This window comes from Thermodesulfovibrio aggregans, assembly GCF_001514535.1.
GTDB lineage: Bacteria > Nitrospirota > Thermodesulfovibrionia > Thermodesulfovibrionales > Thermodesulfovibrionaceae > Thermodesulfovibrio > Thermodesulfovibrio aggregans.
In genome coordinates this window covers 250095-273918 of record NZ_BCNO01000001.1, presented here as the reverse complement: position 1 = coordinate 273918, position 23824 = coordinate 250095, and the positions used below count along the sequence as shown (strand labels likewise).

The 23824-nt window shown below is 36.2% G+C and carries 22 protein-coding genes and 1 pseudogene; 5 read left to right on the top strand and 18 right to left on the bottom strand.

Annotated elements, in window-relative coordinates; translation table 11 throughout:
- From TAGGR_RS01355 to miaA, 14 genes and pseudogenes are all read right to left on the bottom strand, one after another.
- Complete coding sequence (locus TAGGR_RS01355) at positions 1-2529, bottom strand: DUF499 family protein (RefSeq protein ID WP_059175576.1); 2529 nt, start codon at positions 2527-2529, stop codon at positions 1-3.
- A gap of 58 nt (positions 2530-2587) precedes the next feature.
- The gene (locus TAGGR_RS01350; protein WP_059175575.1) at positions 2588-3817 is read right to left on the bottom strand and encodes a DNA methyltransferase; all 1230 of its coding nucleotides are present in this window, start codon (positions 3815-3817) and stop codon (positions 2588-2590) included.
- Positions 3814-4164 (bottom strand): HepT-like ribonuclease domain-containing protein, encoded by a 351-nt coding sequence (locus TAGGR_RS10785; protein WP_059175574.1) that lies wholly within the window; start codon positions 4162-4164, stop codon positions 3814-3816. Before TAGGR_RS10785 ends, TAGGR_RS01350 begins: the two co-directional genes overlap by 4 nt.
- Positions 4157-4453, bottom strand: coding sequence for a nucleotidyltransferase family protein (locus TAGGR_RS01340; protein WP_059175573.1), 297 nt, complete (start codon positions 4451-4453; stop codon positions 4157-4159). Before TAGGR_RS01340 ends, TAGGR_RS10785 begins: the two co-directional genes overlap by 8 nt.
- Positions 4454-4475: 22 nt before the next feature.
- Positions 4476-5963 (bottom strand): annotated as a pseudogene (locus tag TAGGR_RS01335) (DUF1156 domain-containing protein); the annotation flags it as partial.
- The gene (locus TAGGR_RS01330; RefSeq protein WP_059175572.1) at positions 5960-9283 is read right to left on the bottom strand and encodes a helicase-related protein; all 3324 of its coding nucleotides are present in this window, start codon (positions 9281-9283) and stop codon (positions 5960-5962) included. The pseudogene TAGGR_RS01335 and the gene TAGGR_RS01330, both read right to left, overlap by 4 nt.
- 35 nt (positions 9284-9318) lie before the next feature.
- On the bottom strand, positions 9319-10482 hold the full coding sequence (gene sfsA, locus TAGGR_RS01325; protein WP_059175571.1) for a DNA/RNA nuclease SfsA: 1164 nt from the start codon (positions 10480-10482) through the stop codon (positions 9319-9321).
- The gene (gene hypF, locus TAGGR_RS01320; protein ID WP_059175570.1) at positions 10479-12803 is read right to left on the bottom strand and encodes a carbamoyltransferase HypF; all 2325 of its coding nucleotides are present in this window, start codon (positions 12801-12803) and stop codon (positions 10479-10481) included. The genes sfsA and hypF overlap by 4 nt, the downstream gene beginning before the upstream one ends.
- A 3-nt stretch (positions 12804-12806) precedes the next feature.
- On the bottom strand, positions 12807-13412 hold the full coding sequence (gene rnhB / locus TAGGR_RS01315; protein ID WP_059175569.1) for a ribonuclease HII: 606 nt from the start codon (positions 13410-13412) through the stop codon (positions 12807-12809).
- The gene (gene rplS, locus TAGGR_RS01310; protein WP_059175568.1) at positions 13409-13771 is read right to left on the bottom strand and encodes a 50S ribosomal protein L19; all 363 of its coding nucleotides are present in this window, start codon (positions 13769-13771) and stop codon (positions 13409-13411) included. The genes rnhB and rplS overlap by 4 nt, the downstream gene beginning before the upstream one ends.
- Positions 13752-14519, bottom strand: a complete 768-nt coding sequence (gene trmD, locus TAGGR_RS01305; protein WP_059175567.1) for a tRNA (guanosine(37)-N1)-methyltransferase TrmD — start codon at positions 14517-14519, stop codon at positions 13752-13754. Before trmD ends, rplS begins: the two co-directional genes overlap by 20 nt.
- Before the next feature lie 114 nt (positions 14520-14633).
- Positions 14634-14864 carry a KH domain-containing protein gene (locus tag TAGGR_RS01300; protein WP_028841925.1) on the bottom strand — a complete coding sequence of 77 codons (231 nt, stop codon included), beginning with the start codon at positions 14862-14864 and terminating at the stop codon, positions 14634-14636.
- Positions 14865-14918: 54 nt separating this feature from the next.
- Positions 14919-15155, bottom strand: coding sequence for a 30S ribosomal protein S16 (gene rpsP / locus TAGGR_RS01295; RefSeq protein WP_153000409.1), 237 nt, complete (start codon positions 15153-15155; stop codon positions 14919-14921).
- Between the two features lie 41 nt (positions 15156-15196).
- Positions 15197-16156, bottom strand: a complete 960-nt coding sequence (gene miaA / locus TAGGR_RS01290; protein ID WP_059175566.1) for a tRNA (adenosine(37)-N6)-dimethylallyltransferase MiaA — start codon at positions 16154-16156, stop codon at positions 15197-15199.
- A 58-nt stretch (positions 16157-16214) separates the two neighbouring features.
- Here miaA and TAGGR_RS01285 point away from each other — a divergent pair, with 58 nt between their 5' ends.
- From TAGGR_RS01285 to TAGGR_RS01265, 5 genes are read left to right on the top strand one after another with little or no spacing between them, the layout of a single operon-like run.
- Positions 16215-16976 (top strand): flagellar motor protein, encoded by a 762-nt coding sequence (locus TAGGR_RS01285; protein ID WP_059176525.1) that lies wholly within the window; start codon positions 16215-16217, stop codon positions 16974-16976.
- Positions 16973-17614 (top strand): OmpA/MotB family protein, encoded by a 642-nt coding sequence (locus TAGGR_RS01280; RefSeq protein ID WP_059175565.1) that lies wholly within the window; start codon positions 16973-16975, stop codon positions 17612-17614. Before TAGGR_RS01285 ends, TAGGR_RS01280 begins: the two co-directional genes overlap by 4 nt.
- 17 nt (positions 17615-17631) lie before the next feature.
- Complete coding sequence (locus TAGGR_RS01275; protein ID WP_161936153.1) at positions 17632-18159, top strand: PilZ domain-containing protein; 528 nt, start codon at positions 17632-17634, stop codon at positions 18157-18159.
- The gene (gene motA, locus TAGGR_RS01270; protein WP_059175563.1) at positions 18160-19026 is read left to right on the top strand and encodes a flagellar motor stator protein MotA; all 867 of its coding nucleotides are present in this window, start codon (positions 18160-18162) and stop codon (positions 19024-19026) included.
- A complete protein-coding gene (locus TAGGR_RS01265; RefSeq protein WP_059175562.1) occupies positions 19016-19792 on the top strand; it encodes a flagellar motor protein MotB in 777 nt (258 codons plus the stop codon). Before motA ends, TAGGR_RS01265 begins: the two co-directional genes overlap by 11 nt.
- Here TAGGR_RS01265 and TAGGR_RS01260 read toward each other — a convergent pair.
- Genes TAGGR_RS01260 through TAGGR_RS01245 form a run of 4 tightly spaced genes read right to left on the bottom strand, consistent with a single transcriptional unit; the run spans position 19770 to position 23824 of the window.
- On the bottom strand, positions 19770-20648 hold the full coding sequence (locus tag TAGGR_RS01260; protein ID WP_059175561.1) for a diacylglycerol/lipid kinase family protein: 879 nt from the start codon (positions 20646-20648) through the stop codon (positions 19770-19772). The genes TAGGR_RS01265 and TAGGR_RS01260 overlap by 23 nt on opposite strands.
- The gene (locus TAGGR_RS01255; RefSeq protein ID WP_082673512.1) at positions 20645-21382 is read right to left on the bottom strand and encodes a 6-carboxyhexanoate--CoA ligase; all 738 of its coding nucleotides are present in this window, start codon (positions 21380-21382) and stop codon (positions 20645-20647) included. Before TAGGR_RS01255 ends, TAGGR_RS01260 begins: the two co-directional genes overlap by 4 nt.
- Positions 21369-22304: a biotin synthase BioB gene (bioB, locus tag TAGGR_RS01250; RefSeq protein ID WP_059175559.1), complete on the bottom strand. Its 936-nt coding sequence runs from the start codon at positions 22302-22304 to the stop codon at positions 21369-21371. Before bioB ends, TAGGR_RS01255 begins: the two co-directional genes overlap by 14 nt.
- A complete protein-coding gene (locus tag TAGGR_RS01245) occupies positions 22301-23824 on the bottom strand; it encodes a sodium-dependent transporter (protein ID WP_082673511.1) in 1524 nt (507 codons plus the stop codon). The genes bioB and TAGGR_RS01245 overlap by 4 nt, the downstream gene beginning before the upstream one ends.

Below are 23824 nucleotides of genomic sequence, written 5' to 3'. Positions count from 1 at the left end.
CTAATCTAAACTCTCTTTCTCAACGACTATTTCCGATTGTCTGAAGGCTTCTTTAATTTTGTCCTCATACTCTGCCTTTGAGATCTCACCATCAAATGCTTCAAGGGTTATTTTAACGGAGATGTGTTTAAACTTGGCTTCAATTAATCTTAGAGTTCTCATGAAATCTGAAAACTTACCTGTTGGTACTCTAACCTCAAATCTCATATGAGAGAAAAGTTCAAGCTTTGGTTGAGGACATGGTGGTTCTGTCTCAATGGTTTTTCCTGCATCTACCTCTTTCTTTTCTTCTTCTTTCCTGTACTTTTCTACTTCAATTTTTTCTTCGCATAGTTCTCTCTTAATTATGACTTCTCCTTCGCTGAGTTCAACTTCACAGTCTTCTTTGAAGTGTTGACAAAGTGGTTTTCCATTTTCCAGTATTCCTAATCCTAAAATGCCTTCCCTTACTCCCTTTCTTATAGCAGTTTTCAAAACTTCTTGAGAGGGAATTCTTATCTCTCCAGGAACTTTAAGGAATGTCTCGTATATTTTCTTTGTCTCGGCAAATTCATTCTGTTTTAAGTATCTCTCAAGAAGAACTAATGGTGCTATTTCCGAAACAAGCTCTCTCTCCTGTCTCAGTCTCTCGTATACTTCCATGTCAATTGATCTATCAGAGCCATAGGTACTAATTCCCAAATCAATCTCTTTGATGCCATCTCTTGATGCTATGTATATCTTTCTGTATAAATCTCTTAACGCACCTCTTACCAAGTTTTCTGCTCTTTTTATTTTTTCCTTAATTTCTCTTCTTTGTTCATCAGCAAGTTTCAGTGTCTTATCTTTCTCAATTAGATCCCAGGCAAGTTTTTTCTTCATCTCATTCTCAAATTTTGTTCTTTCCGTCGATTCCTGTCCTAAAAAAATTAGAGTATTTTTATAAACTCTTGGTCTGTCGCCATAATTATGTAGAATTTCCTCAAGATTGTTTATTTTGTTAAGGATCACGAGTTTCAAGGTAGGTGTATCTGGAATGTCCTTTGACTGTCTAGGCCATATGTAGTTTTCAAAGCATTTCTCAAGCCTCTCTGCAAGCATCTGCCTTTCAAGACTTTCAATTTTCTCAGAATCTATGCTCTCCATTCTGTCAATGAGCATCTTGTTTAGGTTTGGCTTGTTTGTAAAGAAAAGTCCCTCATCAGAGAGATAAAAGAGTTGCTCCTTAAGTTTTTCAATTGTCTCAACAACTATGCTACTGCTTACCGATGTTTCAGCAGATGAAAGCTTTATTTCACCTATTGTAGCTCCTCTTTCAGGTCGTCCGGAAAAGGAATACATAAAAATCGTTGTTGCCACTGAAGTACCAAAGTAATAAGGTCTTAAACTATCTGCCATTGTTCTGTCTACCTTCTTGGCTCCTGAATTGGTTGATGTTATGTCCTGAGCAATTATACTGTCGTACTCGGGACCTATGTGTTTTATAAGCTCTCTTCTTATTTCTTCATTGGAAAGATTAAAATCTGCCAATCTGATGTATGGTCTTTTTAGAGGAACAAGTGAATGAACAACCAGTGCAAGAAGCCTCAGAACTCCTCTTGTTCTCTGAAAGGTTGGAAAACTTCCCCATCTTTTATAGAGAACATCAATAACCTCTGGCTGAAAGGGATAGCTCTTTAAAAATCTCTCCCTATAAAAGGACTTTTCAACTCCCTCAGGTAGTAGTGACTCATTTTCAGCATAATCAAGAAACTCCTTGACTATCTCTTTCACTCCATTTTCATCAATCTTTGAAAAAAGCCTTCTACGAATAACACCTGCTACTTCTTCATCACTCACTGGAGTATAGACCCTTTCCACTCTTCCTACAATCCTTTTTAGATTTTGAAGAAGCTTTTCAGATGCGTCATCTCCGTAAGGACAACTTGCCGGAAGGCTCATAAATATCAGTGTTCTATCTGAGGTTTTTACAGTATTTGTTAAATTCTGAATAAAAAGAAGACTTTGAGTTGCAAGAGTACTCTCTCCAACTTTTTCGGTTAGAGTTCCTACAAGATAAGCATGCACCTCATCCATGAGAATGAGAAGTGGTTCGTACTGTTTTAAAAATTTCTTTAATTCTTCACCTCCGGGTGGAGTTTTACCCTTAAATCTCTCAATTTTTCCATTTAACTGATTTTCGAATTCTTCCCAGAGAGTATTATCCTTTGAACCAAGTTTAGCACCTGAGAAAACTACCACATTTGCTCCCCACTCTTTTGCTTTATGATAAAGGTAAATAAGAGTATGGGTTTTTCCACCACCAAACGGTGTCACAAGTTGAATGACCGAGTCTGATGGCTGACCTTTGAGCTTTTTTTCTGTCTCACTGACAATCTGTTTTAATCCATTTGTTTCGTAAGTTCTTGATAAAAATATCTCTCTGTCTCGATATTCTTCAGGAGCTTCTCCCTTTGCTACTTCCCAGAGATCAGAGGCATAGGTTTCCATTTTAAAGTTGCCTTCAATAATATCCCTGTGAGGTATGGCTATTTCAGTAAATGCCTTCATAGTTGTCTCCCCTTTTCAAGTCTTTGAAAAAATTTCATAACTTCAGTTGCTGTTTTCACTAAATTAGTCTTCCCTGCATTGGTTTTCTATCTTTCAATTCAGAGATGAGTCTATCCTTTCCACTTAAAAATCCATCGAGAAGTTTCTTCTCTTTACTGTCCTCAGAAAGACACTCTGAGATTGCCTGTGCTACCCTGAAAAATATCTCCTTTTCGGCGTATCCTGTATCATTTAAAATTTTAACTATCTCATCTCTTTTGCTCTTAGCCCACAAAATCAAGCACTGATGGAGCACATCAATAAGTTCACCATATTCTGATATTTCCTCTCTTTCATGGGGTCCCAGAACCTTTATAAATTCCTTATCCTTTCTGATAAAGGCTTTGTTGAAGTAGTTTTCTATCTCAAAGCCACAACTGCTTGCAAGTTTCCTTGCCTCGTCAAAAATCACCTTTGCCTCTCCAAAAATCCATCTGTAAAGAAGATAAAACCTTGTAAGTGGAGAAACCTCACCAGCCACGCCATTGTGAAGTATCTGACGAACAGCGTAATCTGTGACTGTTTCTCTCACAAACTCAAGAAGTTCACTGGCACTTACTTTATTCCCTCCATAATCTAAAACTTTTTCATATTTTCCAAAGATTTCAATTGCAGAACCTATACCTGCAATGAAGAAATCTGCTCCAGATATGCCTTCCTGCCACAGTCGCTCAAGTTTTTGATGGAGGTACTTACTTATCTCTTCTTTCACTTCATTATACCAGCCAGTTTCCTCTCTTTTCATTTTTCGACATACAAAATAGATTGAAGATGAAAGTGCAGCAGATTCTTTTGCTCTCAATCTCGATTTCATCTCCGTATCAATAGGCCATGATGCAGTTACAACTAAACCAGAGTCCAGAAGGGAATTTATCAGCGTTTCCCAGCCAGAGGTTGATTTATGAGTATAGACGATTGTTGCAATGCCATCAGGTTTGAGGACACGGTAAATCTCATGAAAAGATTTCTTGAGCATACTTTCAAAATATTCCTTCGCTTCTTCCCAACTTCTTTCGTTTGTATATGCGACAATCTCCTTAGTTTTTGGAGTTAATGGTGTTGAAAATAATTCCGGATATAAATCTCCAATAGTTCTTTTCAGCCATACATAAAAGAAATCGGAGAGATAGGAGTAGGGCACATTGTCGTAATAAGGCGGGTCTGTGAAAACTGCATCAAAGTAATTGTCAGGATAGGGTAGTTCAGTGGCAGAAGCTTGAATTACTTTTGGAATTTCAAGAGTTTTCATATGATTTCTTCCTTATTCAAGATGTTTTCAATTTTCTTTTTTAACCCTGGTAGTTCGTTTTTAACTATATCCCAAACAATTTCATAATCTACTACGAAATATCCATGAGCTAAACGATTTCTCATTGCAACAATTTGTGCCCATGGTATTCCTTCATATTTTTGCTGTATATCTTTCGGTATCTGATTTGCGGCTTCTCCAATAATCTCAAGATTTCTAACAACAGCATCTTTTGTTTTTGAATCCTTCAAAAATTCCATAAATGAATAACTTCCAATATATTCCTCAATTTTTTCAATGCTCTCTACAATATCCATAATAAAAAGTTTCCAATCTCTCTTAGACATAAATCAAGTCCTCCTCCACGCTCTTCCATAATAAAGGTTTCTGTTTTAAGGCATTGGGTGTAAACAAATCTACTTTTATTCCCAAGATTTCTTCTAAATGGTCTGCAAGCTCAAAAAACTTTAGTCCGATTGGTTTTTCAAATTCAACTAAAATATCAACATCGCTTACCTCTTTCTGCTCATCTCTTGCAAATGAACCAAAGATACCTATCTTAATAACACCATATTTTTCCCATATCTCATCCTTATGCTCAGTAAGTATTCTTTTTATCTCTTCAAGAGTTTTCATTGTCATCACCCCCATTTTCTTGGGATGTGGCGGAGGATTGAGGGGTGGGGGCAGAGTTGATTCGTGAGGAGTGGTCAATTGCTTCTAACATAGGTTCCAAGTCCCAACAACCTCTTGCATCACTAAATGGGTTAACTTCTCCATAATCCCATACCATTGGTAAAGCTTGTCTATCAAATGCTCTTTCAAAAGATAAAACATCGGATCTCCACCTTGTTAATACGGCCAAATATGTTGCCAACCTATTTATCCCTATCGCCAAGTAACTCACCACTGCCTTTGCATAATCTTGCCCGTATCCTTCCTCAATCATTTTCTGATATGCCTGCCTAACTTTTTCAGAAAAAGTAATTAAAGCAAGTTTCTGGCGGGAGTTGAAAAGGTCTCCCCATTTTAACATTCCGTATCTCTGAACCCTAAAGCCAAGAGTCTCTTTTGGTGGTAATTCCTCATCAGGCACAGGGTCAATTCCCCATTCTTCCATAAGTTTTTCTCTTTTCTCTTCAAGGTATTTCTCTGCCTGCCTGAAAACTTCCATATCTCTGGCGGTGGCTATTCTATAGGTCTTTCCCTTCTCATCCGGGTGATGCAGCACCACCGCAACCATCCTCTGCCCTGCTTTTCCCTGCTGGAAGAGTTTTCTTGTTGTACTGTCATCAACAGTTCCGCCGCAAACAGGACACACAGCCACTGCCCTTGAAACCGTTCCTCTTTCAGGTTCAAATCCTGCAGGCATCTTTTCGTAGCCATCACCGACAATCTTAAATTTTACCTCTCTGCCCTCAACATATGGATAGAGAGAAACTTTTTTGTTGTTCTTTTTTGCAAGCCAAAACTGTCTCATCAAAGGAATTTCAGCATTACAGGATAGGTTCTGACATGCTATTGTCCTTGCCCAGATGTATCCAACAGGTATTGAACCATCATCATCTTTCGGGTAAAATCTTCCTATTTCTTTTTTGGATTCTTCTAAAACCCATTCTCCCCATTTTTTTACATCTTCGAGCAGTGGATTTTTAATGGTGGTTTTTAATAAACTCCAATCTTCTTTTAATTCTTTTGGTCTTCCGTATTTCTGAGGATACTCAAGGGTACATTTTAATATGAGCACTGCCACCGGATTGTATTCAACTGCATGAACTTCACATCCAAGCCTTAAAGCTTCGAGGGGAATTGAACCACCACCAGAAAATGGATCAAGCACCCTTGGAGGTTTACCATATTCTTTTAATATATCCTCTCTTGCTTTATTGATTATATTGGAATTCAGGGAGTTTTCCCATTTGGCAAGCTCAATTATAAAATGCCTTATACTGTTCCACTCTTCAATGTTTTCTGTGGAAGGAATGAGGGCAGCGTAGTTTGTTGCTCTTGAAGAAGCAAGGGGTCTTCGAGCCCACCATATATGTAGTGTTGATATGTGTCCGTGTCTGATGTTTTTCTCTTTTGCCGATATTTCACTTATTTCTTTAACAGGAAAGCTTGTCTCTATAAAAGATTTTCTCTTCATTGTCTCCACTCCTCAGTCTTTTTCATTTTCCATTCTTCAACGGGCACTATAAATCTTACAGTTTCAACTTTTTCATAGATTTTTAGATTTTCAGCAGGATTTTTCACAATGTAAAGTGTTGGAGAGGTTGCTGCATTTGCCACTATATAGAGATAATACTGCTCTCTAAACCTCTTTGCCTTAAACCACTCATTTGGAGTTAGAGCAACCTCTGCCTCTCCAGCTCTTGCCTTTACCTCTATGTATCTTATTCCGTCAGGTCCCTTCGAACGGATATCAAATCCGAGATTTTCCCCTGATACATCCTGAGGTATTCTACCATGCCATTTTTCATACTTAATTGCTAACTGCATTCCGATCTTTTCAATCTCTTCATCATTGATCATTTCTGATTTTGCCGGTTTGACATATAGAGCTCCTAAAAATTTCGGCATTGATATTATTAGATTGGTCTCTTGTTCAATCGTTCTGTATAGATTTTTCAAAGCCTGTTCATAGTGCTTTTTTCTTTCCTCTTTGTTTCTTATAACAATGTCAACTTTTTCACCCCTGTCCTGTCTTTCATAGAGTTCAACAAGGTCTGCATCAAGTTCACTTATAAGATATTTTAAAGATGAAACTCCGTATTTAGTTTTTATCTCTGCCTGTCTCTGTCTTTCTTTTAATATCTCCTCTCTATATTTGTCAATTAAGGCAAAAACAAAATCCTCATGTTTGTCTATATCTTTAACTGCCATCTCTAATTTGTTGTTTTCACTGGCAGGTATCAAATCCCAAATGATTGATGGATTAAGTTCCTTTATTTCCCTTCCATTGTCATATAGAGCTATCAGTTTTTTACCTGCTATATCACCCTTACCATCATTAATTTCTCCTTCGTAGAAATACAAATAGCCATTTAGCCTTCCTTCAGGATCTATAAAGACTGCTCCCTGTTGAAGAGTTGTGAGATAATTTTGGTTTATCCATTTAAGTAATGCCTCAAAAAGAGGATGTCCAAAAGACACAAATTCAGCATCTGGATTTTTGAAAGCTATTTCTTTGTCAAAGGTTATCTTTGGATAATGATTCAACAAGGTACCGTAACTGTTTTTAAAATTCACATCAGCGGCAATCTGTTTTATCTCATAGGGGATAGATTCTACAGTTAAAAAGCCATCTTTTCTTAACTTATATTTTCCGCCAGCTTTATCAAAGGCTTTTTTAAAGTATTCTTCCACATACTCTGGAATGAGCCTGAATTCTTTTGCTTTTTCCGCCATCTCTTTGATTCTGGTATAATCTATATTTTTCGTGGCAAGACTCTCTCCAAGTAGATTTTTAATGTTTTTTATGTAGTCTTCGTCAGGCTTTATGTCAATGGAACTTATTATCTCATCAATTGTTTTTGCTCTGGTAATTGCATCAATTATGAGTTGATAAAGGTTTTTTCCGTAAAATACATCTCCAATTATGTCAAATACTTTATCGGTACCAAGAGCATTTTTTATCTCTTCCAATTTATCAAAAAGCTTGGAGAAAACCTCGCCTTCGGTTGTATCCTCAGCTACAAGGTTAAACATGAATACATCTTTTTGCTGACCATATCTATGAATTCTGCCCATTCTTTGTTCAAGCCTGTTTGGATTCCACGGAATGTCATAGTTTATCATTATATGACAGAACTGAAGATTTATACCTTCACCGGCTGCTTCTGTTGCTACCATTACCTCTGTTTGATTTTTAAATATCTTTTCAGCCTCAATCCTGTCTTCAAGCTTCATACCACCATGAATACAGTTCACAGAATATCCCCACGATTTTACTTTCTCATATAGATAATCCATTGTGTCCTTTGATTCAGTAAAGATTAAAATTTTTCTATTTCCACCTATTTGTTCTATTTTCCTGAAGCCCTCTTGTATTGCTTTTTTGAGCTCTTTTAGTTTAACCTCCTCCTCATCCTTTATGAGAGCTTCTGATAGATTAATAAGTTCATCTAAGGTTTGAATCTCTCTTTTTAACTCTTCCCTGTTTGTAGCAAGGCTCAGAGTTTCCCACTTGTTTTCCTCTTCCCATCTTTCCGATTCTTCGTAGTCTTCGTAGTCTTCGAATTTTTCAATGCCTATAAGGGCCGATTGGGGTTCATACTCGGTTTCTCTTAATAGCTGTTCAAGTTTTTGTTTTCTCCTTTTCAGTGAACAATAAAGAGCATAGATACTTGAAGCAAGTCTTCTTTGTAAGATAAGAAGAGCAAAGACAACATTTCTTCTCTGGACACTCTTTATTGCCTTATTGTACTGAGATAAAACATACTCTGAGACTTTGTTGTAAAGATGCTTTTCTCTGTCACTGAGTCTGAATTTAATTGTATTTGCATAACGATTGGTAAAGAGAGGTTTTCCTTCAAAATCTTTCAGGTCCTCTTTTAGCCTTCTTATGAAAAGAGGGTTATCGCCTCTTTCTATTGATTCCTTGACCATGTCTGAAGTAGCAAAAAATCCAGGTTCCAGCAGGTCAAGTAAAAGGCGATAATTTTCAGGGTCGCCTTTATGTGGTGTGGCAGTTAGAAATAAGAGATGCTTTGTGTTTTTTGACAATATCTCGCCGAGTTTGTATCTGTCTGTTTTTGAAAAATTATTTCCATATCTGTAGGCAGCCATTTTGTGAGCCTCATCCACAATTACCAGGTCCCAGTGAACAAGAGTTAAAGTATTAAGTATTTCATCTCTCTTTGCAAAATCAATGGATGTGATTATCTGATTCTCCCTTTCCCATATATTTTCGCCATAGTGAGCATCCATTATTTGACGTGTTACAACTGTGAATGTCTCCTGAAATTTCTCCTTGAGTTCTCGCCTCCATTGATCCTTTAGATGTCCAGGCACCACGATGAGTATCCGATTGATTATTCCTCTCAGTTTAAGCTCTTTGATAATAAGCCCAGCCATAATGGTTTTACCTGCTCCCGGGTCATCGGCAATCATAAATCTTACCTTTGGTAACTTAAGCACATAACCATAAACAGCATCTATCTGGAAAGGAAGTGGATCAATCTTGGAGATATTCATTGCTAAAAAGGCATCAAAGATACTAGCATATTGGAAACGAAGACACTCAACTGCAAGAAAAACTTCCTCTGCATTTCCCGTAAAAGTAAGTGTAAGTTCCCTCTTTTTTATTCTGCCTAATTCATCGTGGGAAATTAAATGGTCAATATGAGAACGGGAATAAAGGGTCGAACCTATTATACGAAATCCGAAACTTCTCTCCTCAATCTTTTTTACCTCAACAGGTTCGGGCCAAAATGGTCCCTCTATTATTGACCCTTCCTTTAGCATTAAAAAATGTTATCAAATTTAATGATTTTTTTCAATTAGCTTTTCTCATTCAAAGTATTGATATCCATCCTGTAATAATTCACCATGTCAACAAACTCTCTCCTAAAAATTGGATTTTCACTGAAATAGAATAGATGACTGCTACATTGGCAGTCTGAGCAGCCGAAGTTGGGAATTGGATTATCACAAATTTTGTTTAGACTCTCAGCTACCACACATTCAATATCACTGTCACTCAGTATTGGTATGTCCTTAATAACTTTTGCCTTATTTAAAAGATAGTCAATGTGCCAGTGTAGTTTCTTTATTTTTCTTTTGTGTCTTGCAATTCTACTGAATAGACCATCCATTGCCTTGCCAACATAGACATAGTAACCAGAGGGAAAATCTATTTCTCCAAGTTTACCAATTCTTATTAATTCAGGCTTTTCAAGGTAAATGAGTAGCAGATACACTCCTCTTTCTTTGAGTGCATTCTTGATGAATGAATAAGGAATTTTCAACTCCTTAACTTTTGTTACATAGCTGAAACTTCTGTCCCAACCAAGGGCAATAGCTTTTAGGTCAACTTTATCCTTAACTTCCATAAAAGCTTTTGAAAATTCATAATCAATATGATAGGCAGGAAGAAAATACTCTACCTGAGGGCTCATTACAACAAAAAGAACCGACGTTTTAATACCTCTCACTGCCATCTCTTTTAGCTCAATAAGATGCTTTTTACCTCTCTCAGTTACAGCATCGGGAAACATGGCAATCTTTTCTCCAAAAAGAGTGCAGGTTTTTACCTCAAGATAGAGCTTTTCACCATTACCTTCAAGAAGCAGATCAATTCGGCTGTGTGAAAGTTTAACTTCCTCAGCCTTTACTTTGAATCCTTTGTAAAATGATATTCTACCTTCATTGATTAGAGTTTTTATGACTCTGTTAGTTAGATGAGTGTGAAGCAATACGAAGTTACTGTTTTTTCTGCAAGCTAAAACTGTAAATGGAAGTTGTTGAGGTTCAGGATTTTTCACAAGAACCAGCTCAGTCTGCCCTGGAATTAAAAGTTCCCATAGTCTTCCCGGATTTGGGAGATGGCAATCTCTGATTTCTCCATTAACTTCGGCAGTAACTACAAAGCGATTTTTTCTTCTGATAAAATAACCTGTTATTTTCTCAATATTTAAAGGATATTCTATCAATGAAAGTCTCATAGATGAGACAAAAGCCTTTTACCAACTATGTAAGCCTGTCCAAGTGAGATGCAGGCATCATTGCTCGGGACATTTATGTGATAAAGTGGCTTTATGCCTATTTTTTTAAGGGCTTTTATTGTTTCCCTGATTAAATAGGCATTCTGAAATACTCCACCGCTTAATCCAACACTATCAAAGCCCATTTTTTCTCTGAAGTATTGAGTAAGTTCAATGATTATTTTGATTATGCTGTTATGAAATTTCCATGAAATGAAAGAAGGGGTTCTTTTATGGAAGTCATCAACTATCTGCCTGATCATTGGCTTGTAATCTATTATCACAGGCTCATTGGAAGAAATTACCAAATCAAAAGAATAGGAGTCCTTTTCAGAAAACTCCATACCGACATCAATTAAGCTTTCAAGGGCTATTGCTGCCTCTGCTTCAAATGTGTTGTAGTGACAAACACCAATTAGAGAGGAAACTCCGTCAAAAAGTCTTCCCATTCCTGATGAAAGAGGGCTGAATTGGGTAAGTCTTTTTATTTTAAGTATTTGCTTGATTTTGCTCTCATCCAGAGCCTTTGCAGGAGGTAGTTTCTTTATTAAATCAATATCTTCTCCAAAAACATCATCAATCAGAGAAAACGCTATCCTTGAACATTCCTTGATGGCATTTTCACCACCGGGTAGTCTCAAAGGTTTTAAATGGACAAGCCTCTGAAAATCTTTTACAGTGCAGTATAAAAACTCACTTCCCCAGATTGTGCCATCAGTGCCATAGCCTGTTCCATCAAAGGCAATTCCAAAGAGTTCATCCAATCCGTACTCTGCCATCAAAGAGGCTATATGGCAGTAGTGATGCTGAAGAGCAAAAGCTGGAATGTCTTTTTTTTCAGCATAATCCTTTGCCCATTGGGTTGAAAAATACATGGGATGCAAATCATGTCCTACTGCCTGAGGTTCAATGCGATACACTGACTTTAAGTTATCTAAAACTTCCTCATAAAACTCAAGAGTCTCAAGATTTTCCATGTCTCCTATGTGCTGGCTCATTATGGCATAGCTGGATTTTATAAGTGTAAAAGTATTCTTTAAGTCAGCACCTGCGCCAAGAACATCAGGCATTTCTTCTTTTAGAGGTATTGCCTTTGGAACAAATCCCCTTGCCCTTCTTATAAAGTAAATTTTCCCTTCAAGCTCTCTCACAACAGAGTCATCAACACGCATGAAAATGTCTCTGTTGTGCAACAAAAAAGCATCTGCCACATTAAGGAGTTTTTCAAGTGCCTCTTCGTTTTTTGTAATTATTGGTTCTTCAGAGATGTTTCCACTTGTCATAACCAGTGCCTCAAAGTGAGGCTGCAATGAGACATAACTATTTTGTGAGGGATAGTAAAACAAAAGATAGTGAAGGGGGGTGTAGGGTAGCATAAATCCAAGACAGGCATTATTCGGAGCAAGAGCTTCTGGAAGAGAGCAATCAGGCTTTTTTCTTAAAAGAACAATGGGACGGGAAAGGGAAGTGAGAATCTTTTTTTCAGCATCTGATACATGGCAGAATTTTTCTATGGATTTTATATCAGGACTCATTAAGGCAAAGGGCTTGTTGCTTCTTTTCTTTCTCTTTCTCAATTCCTCTATCGCATCTTTATTTTTTGCATCACAGCATAGATGAAATCCACCAAGTCCCCTTATTGCAAGAATTTTCCCTTTTTTTATAAGCCTTATAGTTTCTGGAATGGGGTTTTCAAGCTCTTTTAATTCTCCATCGGTCTTTAAAAAGAGCCTCACGCTCGGACCACATACAGGGCATGCATTTGGCTGGGCATGAAATCTTCTGTTTGATGGGTCTTTGTATTCTCTTTCACATTCAGGACACATCTTAAATACTGCCATTGTTGTATTTGGTCTGTCATAGGGAACTTTCATTGTAATTGTGTAACGGGGTCCACAGTTTGTGCAGTTTATAAAAGGATAGAGATATCTTCTGTCAGAAGGTGTGAAGAGCTCTTTCAAGCAGTCCCCACATATTGAAACATCCTCTGATACATGGGTAAATCCAGCATCATCAATACTTTCAATGATCTCAAAACTTTGATAATTATTTGGTGGAAGTTCCTGTGTATCAATTGAGTAAATCTTTGCAAGGGGTGGTGTTTCATTCTGTAATTTACTCAAAAAATCAAAGACTCTTTCACCTTCTACCTCAATGGTGACTCCCTTTGATGTATTAGTAACATATCCTTTTAAATTGAGGCTTTTTGCAAGATTATAGACAAAGGGTCTGAAGCCTACTCCCTGAACTACTCCTTTAACCTTTATGTGAAGGCGTTTCATTTATTAGAATAACATTAATTCTCTTACAGGAGAAAAGCTTTTTCTGTGAATGGGACAGGGACCAAATTTTTTTAAAGCCTGTAGATGCTCTTTTGTAGCATATCCTTTATGTCTGTCAAAACCATAGTGACTGTATTTTTCATGGTAGTCTTTCATTATTTTATCTCTTGTAACTTTGGCTATGATGCTTGCAGAGGCAATTAAGGCGCTCTTTCGGTCTCCTTTTATGATAGCTTTCTGTGGAATTTTTAACTCTGGCAGGGAAACAGCATCTATCAGTAAAAGTTCAACTTTTCTTCCAAGATTTTCATAGGCTTTAATCATCGCAAGCCGGGTTGCTTCAAGAATATTTATTCTGTCAATTATATCTACATCAATAATACCAACTCCCACAAAAGCATTACTGATGATTTGCTCAAAGAGGTTTTCTCTCTGCTCGGGAGTTAATTCTTTTGAATCCCTTATCCCCTCAATAAATACATTATCTCTGAAACTAACACAGGCTGCAACAATAGGACCTGCAAGGCAACCTCTTCCAGCCTCATCTATACCGGCAATGCTACTGTATCCCTGCGCAAAAAAAGACTCATCAAAGGCAAAAAGATTCATGCCTTTTGATAGTCTGTCTTTTCCTTAACCTTTGCCTCTTTACCTTTCTTTGTTCTGAGATAATAGAGTTTAGCTCTTCTTACATCGCCCCTTCTTACAACTTCAATTTTGTCAATTATGGGGCTGTGAAGAGGAAATACACGCTCAACTCCTACTCCAAAGGAGATTTTCCTTACAGTAAAGGTTTCTCTTAATCCTCCGCCTCTTCTGGCAATAACAACTCCTTCAAAAACCTGAATTCTTTCTTTATCTCCCTCTTTTACCTTTACATGAACCTTTACAGTATCTCCTGGTTTAAAATCAGGAATTTCACTCTTTTTAAATCTCTCCTCTATGGATCTAATTATTAACTGGTTCATGGACTCCCTCCAGAATTTTTTTATTTATTTCAGAGCAAAGCTCTTTAAGAATTTTCATATCTTCGGCGGATAAGTTTTTCAATAGATCAGGTCTGTTTTTTAATGTGTTCCTGAGTGCTTCTTTCTTTCTCCAGAGAGCTATTTTTTTATGGTCTCCACTCAAAAGAATATCTGGTACTCTCATTCCTTCAAACTCCTCAGGCCTTGTATAGTGAGGATAATCTAGAAATCCTTTCATGAATGAATCCTCCTCTGCTGAAAGCTCATCACCAAGTGCTCCAGGAATAAGTCTTACAACACTATCTATTATAACCAATGCTGCAAGTTCTCCACCACTTAAAACATAATCTCCAATTGAGATTTCCTCATCCACAAAGGCTTTGATCCTCTCATCAATACCTTCATATCTGCCGCATATTAGAGTAAGAGTTTTCTCTTCTTTATAAAACTCTTTAGCAATCCTCTGACTGAATCTTCTTCCCTGAGGTGAAAGTAATATCACCTTTCTTGGTATTCCATCGCTCTTAATATGTCTCAATGCATTGTAAAAGGGCTCTATCTGCATAACCATTCCAGCACCACCACCATAGGGATAGTCATCTACTTTCCTGTGTCTGTCAGTTGTAAAATCTCTCAAATTGTATACTTTCACTTCTGCGATTCCTTTATTTAATGCCCGTCCAACAACTCCATGTTTCAGGTAACACTCAATTACTTCAGGAAATATTGTTAAAACTTCAAATTTCATAAATGTTAGTAAAGACTTTATTAAAAAATAATTCCATTCTTATTTCTGCTTCTCTTTTTAAAATCAAAAGAAAAGGGCGTGAATGCACGCCCTTTATTTAATTCTTTTAATGGACTATTCTAAGATTTCAAGGACACATCTTTTGCCAACTTTTGTTCCAGCTGCACCAAGAATGGTCCTCATAGCCCTTGCAGTTTTACCCTGCTTTCCAATAACCTTACCAAGATCACTTGGAGCAACTCTGAGTTCATATACAGTGGTTTTCTCACCCTCAATCTCAGTGACCTTAACCTCCTCTGGTTTGTCAACCAGTGACTTTGCCATTGTCTCAATGAGTGTCTTCATGCTCATGTTCTAACCTCCGTGCAAAAGAGTAGTAAAATACCCTCAATGGGTATGTTAAGCAGAAACCCTTTCAATTAACTTTTTAACAGTATCAGAAGGCTGTGCTCCCTTCTCTAACCAGTAATTAACTCTATCCATCTTTAGATTAATTTCTGGTGGGTCTGTTTTAGGATTATAGGTACCCACAATTTCAATAAAAGGACCATTTCTACGAGCTCTTGCATCGGCAACAACAACTCTGTAAAATGGTTTTTTCTTTGCACCTAACCTCATTAGTCTTATTCTAACCAATTTTTACCTCCAAGTGATGAATTCTATAACTATTAAATATATTACATTATAGTCACTAAATTCAACATCTTTTTTAAAAAATGAAAAATTTTCTCTGCAATTATTTGAGGATCATGAAGTTCGGTTATATCAAACCAATTTATATTTTTTTCTTTTTTAAACCATGTAAACTGCCTTTTTGCGTACATTTTTGTTCTTTTTTTTGTAAGTCTAATTGCTTCCTCAAGATTGTACAAATCAGCCAGATAACCTGCAATTTCCTTGTAACCTATGGCTTGTAACGCAGGTAATGGAAAGTCTCCAGTTGCTTTTTTCTTTATCAAATTTAAGACAATTCTTACTTCTTCAACTAACCCCTTTTTAATCATTTCATCAACTCTCTCTTCAATCATTCTATATAGTATCTTGCGATCTCTTGTAAGTCCTATTTTAATAAAATCATAGGGTAGGGGCTTTGTGAATTTAATTTGGAACTCTGTTATATTTTTTCTTTCTTTGAAAAAAACTTCCAGAGCTCTTACAGTTCTTCTTAAATCAGCTGGATTAATTTTTTTAGCATAATCAGGATCAATTTCTTTGAGAAGTTCATATAACTTGCCTGGTTGGGCTTTTTCTTCTTCTAAAAGTTTTTTTCTTAAATTCCAGTCAGTATCAGGACCTTCAAAAATTCCCTCTGTCATAGCTCTTAAATAAAGACCCGTTCCTCCAACAATCAATGGAATTTTGTTCCTTTGAAAAATATCCTCTATGATTTCTTTCACTTTTTCAATATATGTTCCAGTGCTGAAATATTCCCATGGATTAATAATATCTATCATGTGGTGCATTATTTCTTGTCTTTGCTCTAAATTGGGCTTTGCTGTTCCGATATCCATGTATCTATATATCTGCATTGAGTCTGAACTTATTATTTCAGCATTTAAAAGTTTGGCAAGTTCAATTGATACCTCTGTTTTTCCTACTCCTGTAGGACCTAAAAGTATGATAATTTTTCTCTCCATCAAATTTATTATACAAGCATTGTTGCCAAATTTTGTTTATACTTTTATAATTTTAAAGATGGATTTAGTAGCTTTACTTGGGTTAATTATAGGTGTTGGTGCCATAATTGCTGGGAATATTGCTGAAGGAGGCACAACTGCCCATCTTGTTCAAGTGGCAGCAGCTATTATCGTATTTGGAGGAACATTTGGAGCTACTGTTTTAAGTTTTCCATTTAAAGATTTAGTTACAGCTCTGGTTAGTTTAAAGTTTATATTTTTTAAAAGAGAAGCTGATTTTGACAGGATTATAGAAACTATTCTTGATCTATTAGTTATAGCCAGAAGAAGAGGAATTCTGGCTCTGCAGGAGGAACTTGAGATAATTGAAGATCCATTTTTGAAAAGAGGAATTTCCTATGTAATTGATGGAGTTTCTCCAAGCATAATTAAAGAATCTCTTTCTCAGGAGATTTATAATTATGAAGAAACTATAAGGCGAGCTGCAAAGGTTTATGAATCTGCAGGAGGATATGCTCCTACTATCGGTATTATTGGTGCTGTATTGGGACTTATACATGTCTTAAAAAACGTAACCGACCCATCAAAGATAGGGATAGGTATAGCAACAGCCTTTGTTGCAACCATTTATGGAGTTGGCTCAGCAAATCTCATATTTATTCCGATAGCAAAAAGAATAGTCAATAAACTTGAAGATGAAATACTTCTTATGGAATTAATGGTTGAAGGAGTTCTTGGTATAGAAGCTGGAATGAATCCCTATTTCTTAAGAGCAAAGCTGGAGTCATTTGTGAGAGACCGCCAAAAGGAAAGACTATGAGAGCAAGAAAGAGAAACAACAATAACGAAGAAGATAATATCCATCGTTGGCTTATCTCCTATTCGGATTTTTTGACTCTTCTGTTTACATTTTTTGTAGCCCTCTATGCTTTATCTTCCATGGATTTAATAAAAGCCGAAAAAATGACCACTTCTTTAAGAAAAGTGTTTAAAGTTATTGATGAACCCATTTCTTTTGAAGAAGACCGCAATAAGGCAATTATTGAAGACTTAAGAAAGCTTTTAAATGATGTTTCAGGAGTTGATATAAGATCAGGTCCCAGGGGTATTGTAATAACTTTACCGGATATTCTTTTATTCAGCTCAGGTTCTGCTGAATTGAAACCTGAAGCATATGAACCACTCACAAGAATTGCTGAAAAACTAAAAGAAATACCAGGCAAAATATCAATAGAAGGACATACTGATAACATTCCAATAAGTTCATCCATTTATAAATCAAATTGGGAACTTTCTGCAGCAAGAGCTTCTTCAGTATTACATTTTTTACTTCAAAAAGGACTTAATCCAGATAGATTCATGATAGCCGGTTATGGTGAATATAGACCTATAGAATCTAATGAGACTGCAGAGGGTAGGGCAAAAAACAGAAGAGTTGAAATTATAATACTAAGATAATTATAATATTGATGGTTATGGAAGAAAAATATCAGAAAATGAGAGAATTTTCAAGAATAGATGCTGTTATTCCATTTTCAGCAAGATTAGTTAGTTCTGAAGACAAAACAAAGGTAAAATCAAGAATTCTTGGAGAAATTAATTTTGCTCAAACTCCTGTTGAAGAGCCCCTTGATAAAGTACTTGCTCAGTGGTTAAAAGTTATCAATGCAAAATTGGATTATCTTATTAATTTATGGAGTTTAAAGGAAGAAGGATTTTCATGTTTACCAACAGCTGAGGTAAATATAAGTGGTGGTGGAATGAGCTTTATTTCTGATATTCCCTACAACAAAGGAGATATTCTCGAGCTAAAAATGGTTCTTGAAACCCCTTCTCCTGTAGCATTATTCCTATATGGTGAAGTAATAAAGTGTGAAGCACTAAATAGTGGTTATAGAGTAGCTGTACAGTTTGTCAATATAGATGAGGATATAAGAGATTATGTTGTAAGATTTGTTTTTTACCGTCAAAGACAGTTATTAAGACAAAAAAAGGAAGTATAGATGCTTGTAATAGTTGGTGGATTAATTGTCCTTGGAAGTGTAGTCGGTGGTTATATTATGGAACATGGCAATCTTTCTGTTCTTTTCCAACCTGCAGAAGTTGTAATAATATTTGGTGCTGCCATAGGTGCACTTGTAATTGCTTCACCAATACATGTATTAAAAGGAGTCATAAAAGGTGCTATCAGCACAATTACAGGAGGTAAAGAGTATTCTAAGAAAGACTATCTTGATATACTCTTACTTTTGAGTGAGCTTTTTACAAAAATCAGAAAAGAAGGTCTTATCTCAATTGAACAGGATGTGGAAGAGCCAGAAAACAGTGCGATTCTTTCTAAATATCCAAAATTTATAAAAAATCATCATGCTTTGGCACTTCTTACGGATACTTTGAGAACTGTAATGACAACAACTGTATCTCCTTACGAGTTAGAAAGTCTTCTCGATACCGAGATAGAGACTCTCCATGAAACAGAAGCAGCTCCTGTAAAGAATTTAAATACTATTGCTGACAGCCTTCCAGGTCTGGGAATTGTTGCAGCAGTTTTGGGAGTCGTTTTAACAATGGGAAAAATGAAAGAACCACCTGAAGTCATAGGACATTCTGTAGGAGCTGCATTGGTGGGAACATTTATGGGAGTATTGATGTGTTACGGATTTGTCGGACCCTTGGCAAAAAGACTTGAAGCAAAGGTAAATCAAGAGAAAGAGTATTTGCAGGTAATAAAATCTGCATTAATAGCATTTGTTAGTGGAGCTGCTCCTCAGATTGCTGTTGAGTTTGCCCGAAGAAACATTCCTCCTCATTTAAGACCAACATTCCATGAATTAGAAGAAGAATTAAGAGCATTAAAGAGTGGCAGATAAATCCAAAACAACTGTAATAGTCAAAAGAATTAAAAAAGGACATGAAGGTCATCATGGCGGAAGCTGGAAAGTAGCCTATGCTGACTTTACAACAGCTATGATGGCTTTCTTTCTGCTATTGTGGTTGATTAGTATGCTCGAGCCTGCAAAAAGAGCTGCTATTGCTGACTACTTCACAAACTTTAATCTCTTTCAATCTGGTCAGTCCTTTATGGAACAGACCTCAGCAATTCATCAAGAGGTAAAGCCAGTTCAAGCTGAAAATCCAATGGAAAGATTTAAAGAGCAGATGAAAAAAGTAATTGAAGAAAAACTCAGAGAGTTAAAGGATCATATCATGATAGATACAGTTGAGGGCGGAGTTAGAATACAGATTGTTGACCTTGAAGGTGAACCAATGTTTCCTCTATCTTCTGCAGAGCCCACTGAAAAAGCAAAAGAAATTTTAAAAGTTGTTGCAGAAAATATAAAGGATGAACCAGCAAAGATAGCAGTAGAAGGACATACAGATGCTGTGCCTTTCAGAGGGGGTAAAACCACAAACTGGGAGCTTTCCACTGCAAGAGCTTCCTCAGCAAGAAGAGAGCTTGAAAAAAACGGAGTTGAACCGGAAAAAATTGCAAGAGTTGTTGGTTATGCTGATACAATGCCTCTTATAAAAGAAGATCCAAAGGACCCAAGAAATAGAAGGATCAGCATTATTTTAATGTTTGAAAAAAATCAGGCGCCATCGCAACCAAACTTCATTCAGGAAAAACAAGGTTAAGAGAGTCTCTAACTATATCAATTTCAACTGGAGTTTTCCCAAAATAGTCCCCATCTATCTGGACATGGGCATTTCCTAAAATCTTTAAAGATTCTGTTTTAAAATATTCTGTTTTTTTCATCTCTATATGTTTCCCAATAATTACACCTAAGATTTGAAGACTCATCTCAAATTTAGAGCGAGTTTTTGAGAGGAAAGCGTAAAAATATGGTTTTTTTAAATCCGAATCAGGTGCTATTTTAAAAGACCCTCCATAGCAAGAAGCCTTTGATATAACAGCACTATAAGCTTTTTTAGTTCCTGAATTTAGAATTTTAAGTTCATCAGGTGAGTAACTAATCAAGGTCTTTATCCCACTTAAAATATAGGCTATTTTCTTTAAATGCCTTTTTTTACCTGAGTCAACATTATACACTGCTTTGCCATCAAAGCCAACACCTGCCATAAGAATAAAAAGTCTTTGTTTTTCTTGATTTTTTATTCTTCCAAGGTGAATTTTCTGAACATTTCCTGTGATTGCAACTTCAATTGCTTTCTTTAAGTTTTTTGGAATTTTTAACTCCTTTGCAAGCACTGAAGTTGTTCCCATTGGAAGAATTGCCATCGGAGTTTCAGAAAAGGCAAGTCCATTTACAACTTCATTGTATGTTCCATCTCCGCCTGCAGCAATAACAAGTGTCTCTCTACTGTTTTTTATTTGTTCTGCAAATCTTTGAGCATCACCAGGTTTTTCAGTAAGTAATGTTTCTACTGAAATTCCTTTATTTTTCAATATTTCTTCAGCCTTTTTAATTTTTCTTAGAGCTCCACCGCCTGCTATGGGATTTCCAATTAAAAAAACTTTTCTATAACTCATTTGACAATCACAGGAGTTTTCTCAAGAAATTTTATAAGTCTTTCAATATCTATGGGTGTTTTGACAAAAAAGGCTCTTCCACCAATTGGTGTTCCTTCTTTTTTTATATTTGTAATTCTCAAATATCCAAACTTCTTTGAAGATATGTAGCCTGTAGTGTAGTCAGGATTATCGGAAACACAAATTTCGGCTATAATTTCAGGCACTGATGCTACTTTTGATGCAACTGTCACTGCTTCAATAACTCTTTGAGGCTCAGATGTGAGTTTTTTGACTTTCTTTAAAATTTGAATTTTTCTTTTTTTATCCATCTGAATTCGTGAAACCCTAATACCTCTATCCTTATCAGGTTCAAGGCGTTCTGCAGTTAGACAATCAATTAATGCAGCTCCTCTCATTTTCTGCCCTCTTATAATACTCCATGCTAGCGCTATTGCTTTTTCTGAAATTCCCAAGTCAGCTAAACGACTATCTATGAATTTTTGAGCTTGCTCAGGAGTATAACAAAATACGGTCTCTATGGGAAGGGCTCTGATAGATTGAATTTCTTCTTTTATTTTTTCGACTGTGAGAACAACTTTATCGGGAGTACCATTTGGATGTTCTAAAGCTCTTTTGAGATATTTTTTTAAAACTCTCTCTAATTCCTCAAATTTGTAGATTCCCTCTGCTCCAGAGATGTGAATCTCTCTATTTTTTTCAAGCAATGAAGCTCTCATTCTAAGAGACCACATAGTCAATCTCAAGTCCATGGTCATGTATGAATTTTAAATCGTCAATATAACTTCTTCCATGTGTAGTTAAATAATCACCTGTCATTAGAGCATTTGCACCTGCAAGAAAAATCCATGAAGCAAACTCACCAAGTAAAGGTCTTCCTCCGCATATTCTTATGTCCTTTTGGGGTAATATCAATCTAAAAATTGCAATTATCCTTAGTGCCTCTAATGGAGAGACAACAGGCTGATTTTCAAGGGGAGTTCCTTTTATAGGTGTAAGAAAATTAAGAGGAACAGAATCTACATTAAACTCTTTTAAAAAATAAGCCATATCAACTCTATCTTTCCATGTCTCTCCCATCCCAAAAACACCTCCTGAACAGACTGAAACTCCTGCTTTCTTCGCTGCTTCCAATGTGCGGACCTTATCTGAAAACTTATGAGTTGTGCATATTTTGGGGAAAAATTCTTCTGAAGTTTCAATGTTACAGTGAAGCCTCTGAAGTCCAAAGTCTTTTAAATAAGAAATTTCGTCATAATTTAATAACCCTAAAGAGGCACAAGTATTTATTCCATTTTTTGCAATTGTTTCAATAGCCTCAGCAATTTTTTTCATTTCCTGCTTTGATGGTTTTATTCCACTTATTACAATTGAAAATCTTTTTACTTTGTGTTTTTTTGCATCTAAGGCTTTTTTTAGTATTTCATTCTTATCCATCAAAGGATATACTGGTGCATGAGTTTTCCACCTCAAAGATTGGGCGCAGAAAAAACAGTCCTCTGGACAGATTCCACTTTTGGCATTCACTATTGCACATAGTTCTACTTTGTTGCCTTTGTATTTTTTTCTTTCAGAGTTTGCTGTAAAGATCAACTCATAGAAATCTGCAGTCTCTATGAGTTTTAATGTTGTCTCTTTTGAGTTTAATATCTTCATTTTTTCATTAATCTCATGTATCTTATGTCTCTCATAACAATACTACGACTTTTTACTGCTATGAATGCTAAGAATATGAGAAACAACAGAATAAATAAACGTGCTATAAGTTTTGAACTGTCTACCATGGAAATTATACTATTGAAATCTTTAATCACCCAGAAGTAAAGGATTAAAAATATAAAAATCGGCGGAATTATAGCTGTAATCCAGACAACTATTTTCGGTAATCTCAGTGTTGTATTCTGTGTTAGTTCTTTGTAGAAGTTATTTATTCCAAAGATCCAGACAAAGACAACTATCTCAACCAATCCAAACAAAAGTAACATAAAACATCCTGCCCAGAAGTCAAGTTCATCTATGAAATTTGGGATAAAAGCAGAGAGATGAGCTCCTATGGTCACGAGAATCATTGATACAGTGACTGCCTTTGTATGTTCCCACTTCATTTCGTCTTCAAAAAGAGCTATCAAAGGCTGTATAAGTGCCAAAGAAGAAGTAAGAGCTGCTAAAAAAAGAAGCATAAACCAGACAAATGAAACGAACCATCCAAATGGAAGGTTCATAAGAACTGCAGGCATTGTCATAAATCCAAGCCTGAAAGTTCCCTCCTTAGCAAGCTCTGGAATAGCAATACCGGAAAACATTGCAAAAGCTGCTGGAATTGCAATTGATGCACCTATGATAATCTCAATAAATTCATTAATTGACACAGTATAAACACCTGCTTTTACAACATCTTCCTGTGGTCTTACATAGCTTGCATATACAGCAATTGCTCCCATTCCTAAGGAAAGGGTAAAAAATATCTGTCCGGATGCTTCAACCCAGACAACAGGGTCAGTAATTTTTGAAAAATTCAGATTGTATATGAATTTTAATCCTTCAAATCCCTTCCAGTTATTTGCTGAAATACATATTAATCCAAGAAAGATACCCAATAAAATTATGGTAGGCATTCCAATTTTTGCGATAATCTCTATCCCTCGTCTTACACCTTTTTGTAGAATGAACCAGTTAATTGCAATAGTTAAAACAAGAAAAAAATAAGCCAGAATTGAGGGTTTTGTATATTCCTTAAAGAAACTTACATAGGGTTTAACTGCCTCGTGAGCATCAGCGGTTATTACAGGTTTTGGCATCTGACTGAAGAGAGAGAGAAAGGCAAAGCCCATTGTCCAGGATTCAATGTATATGTAGTACATACATATAAGTAGAGGAATGGCAACTCCTATTGAACCAAGAATTCTTGCCCAGCTTGCATGGTTGAAAAATAATCCCAAAATTCCAGTCATTGAGCCATGACCATGTTTGCCAGCATATCTTCCAATAACCCATTCAATAATCATCAATGGAAATCCCATAAGTAATAGAGCAATAAAATATGGAACCATGAAGGCTCCACCACCATATAGAGCAGCCTTTGATGGAAACCTGAGAATATTTCCCAAGCCAACAGCATTACCTGCTGTTGCAAGAATTAAACCTAATTTTGAACCCCATGATGCTCTTTCTGACAT

What these genes read in the sequence shown, in the direction of transcription:
- rnhB (WP_059175569.1), bottom strand. Translation starts at nt 13,412, where the DNA reads ATGAATCTTTTTGCCTTTGATGAGTCTTTTTTTGCGCAGGGATACAGT.
- TAGGR_RS01255 (WP_082673512.1), bottom strand. Translation starts at nt 21,382, where the DNA reads ATGTGGTCTCTTAGAATGAGAGCTTCATTGCTTGAAAAAAATAGAGAG.
- rplS (WP_059175568.1), bottom strand. Translation starts at nt 13,771, where the DNA reads ATGAACCAGTTAATAATTAGATCCATAGAGGAGAGATTTAAAAAGAGT.
- motA (WP_059175563.1), top strand. Translation starts at nt 18,160, where the DNA reads ATGCTTGTAATAGTTGGTGGATTAATTGTCCTTGGAAGTGTAGTCGGT.
- TAGGR_RS01340 (WP_059175573.1), bottom strand. Translation starts at nt 4,453, where the DNA reads ATGAAAACTCTTGAAGAGATAAAAAGAATACTTACTGAGCATAAGGAT.
- TAGGR_RS01355 (WP_059175576.1), bottom strand. Translation starts at nt 2,529, where the DNA reads ATGAAGGCATTTACTGAAATAGCCATACCTCACAGGGATATTATTGAA.
- TAGGR_RS01280 (WP_059175565.1), top strand. Translation starts at nt 16,973, where the DNA reads ATGAGAGCAAGAAAGAGAAACAACAATAACGAAGAAGATAATATCCAT.
- miaA (WP_059175566.1), bottom strand. Translation starts at nt 16,156, where the DNA reads ATGGAGAGAAAAATTATCATACTTTTAGGTCCTACAGGAGTAGGAAAA.
- TAGGR_RS01275 (WP_161936153.1), top strand. Translation starts at nt 17,632, where the DNA reads ATGGAAGAAAAATATCAGAAAATGAGAGAATTTTCAAGAATAGATGCT.
- TAGGR_RS01260 (WP_059175561.1), bottom strand. Translation starts at nt 20,648, where the DNA reads ATGAGTTATAGAAAAGTTTTTTTAATTGGAAATCCCATAGCAGGCGGT.
- trmD (WP_059175567.1), bottom strand. Translation starts at nt 14,519, where the DNA reads ATGAAATTTGAAGTTTTAACAATATTTCCTGAAGTAATTGAGTGTTAC.
- TAGGR_RS01350 (WP_059175575.1), bottom strand. Translation starts at nt 3,817, where the DNA reads ATGAAAACTCTTGAAATTCCAAAAGTAATTCAAGCTTCTGCCACTGAA.
- TAGGR_RS01285 (WP_059176525.1), top strand. Translation starts at nt 16,215, where the DNA reads ATGGATTTAGTAGCTTTACTTGGGTTAATTATAGGTGTTGGTGCCATA.
- hypF (WP_059175570.1), bottom strand. Translation starts at nt 12,803, where the DNA reads ATGAAACGCCTTCACATAAAGGTTAAAGGAGTAGTTCAGGGAGTAGGC.
- TAGGR_RS01300 (WP_028841925.1), bottom strand. Translation starts at nt 14,864, where the DNA reads ATGAAGACACTCATTGAGACAATGGCAAAGTCACTGGTTGACAAACCA.
- TAGGR_RS01245 (WP_082673511.1), bottom strand. Translation starts at nt 23,824, where the DNA reads ATGTCAGAAAGAGCATCATGGGGTTCAAAATTAGGTTTAATTCTTGCA.
- TAGGR_RS10785 (WP_059175574.1), bottom strand. Translation starts at nt 4,164, where the DNA reads ATGTCTAAGAGAGATTGGAAACTTTTTATTATGGATATTGTAGAGAGC.
- TAGGR_RS01330 (WP_059175572.1), bottom strand. Translation starts at nt 9,283, where the DNA reads ATGCTAAAGGAAGGGTCAATAATAGAGGGACCATTTTGGCCCGAACCT.
- bioB (WP_059175559.1), bottom strand. Translation starts at nt 22,304, where the DNA reads ATGAAGATATTAAACTCAAAAGAGACAACATTAAAACTCATAGAGACT.
- sfsA (WP_059175571.1), bottom strand. Translation starts at nt 10,482, where the DNA reads ATGAGACTTTCATTGATAGAATATCCTTTAAATATTGAGAAAATAACA.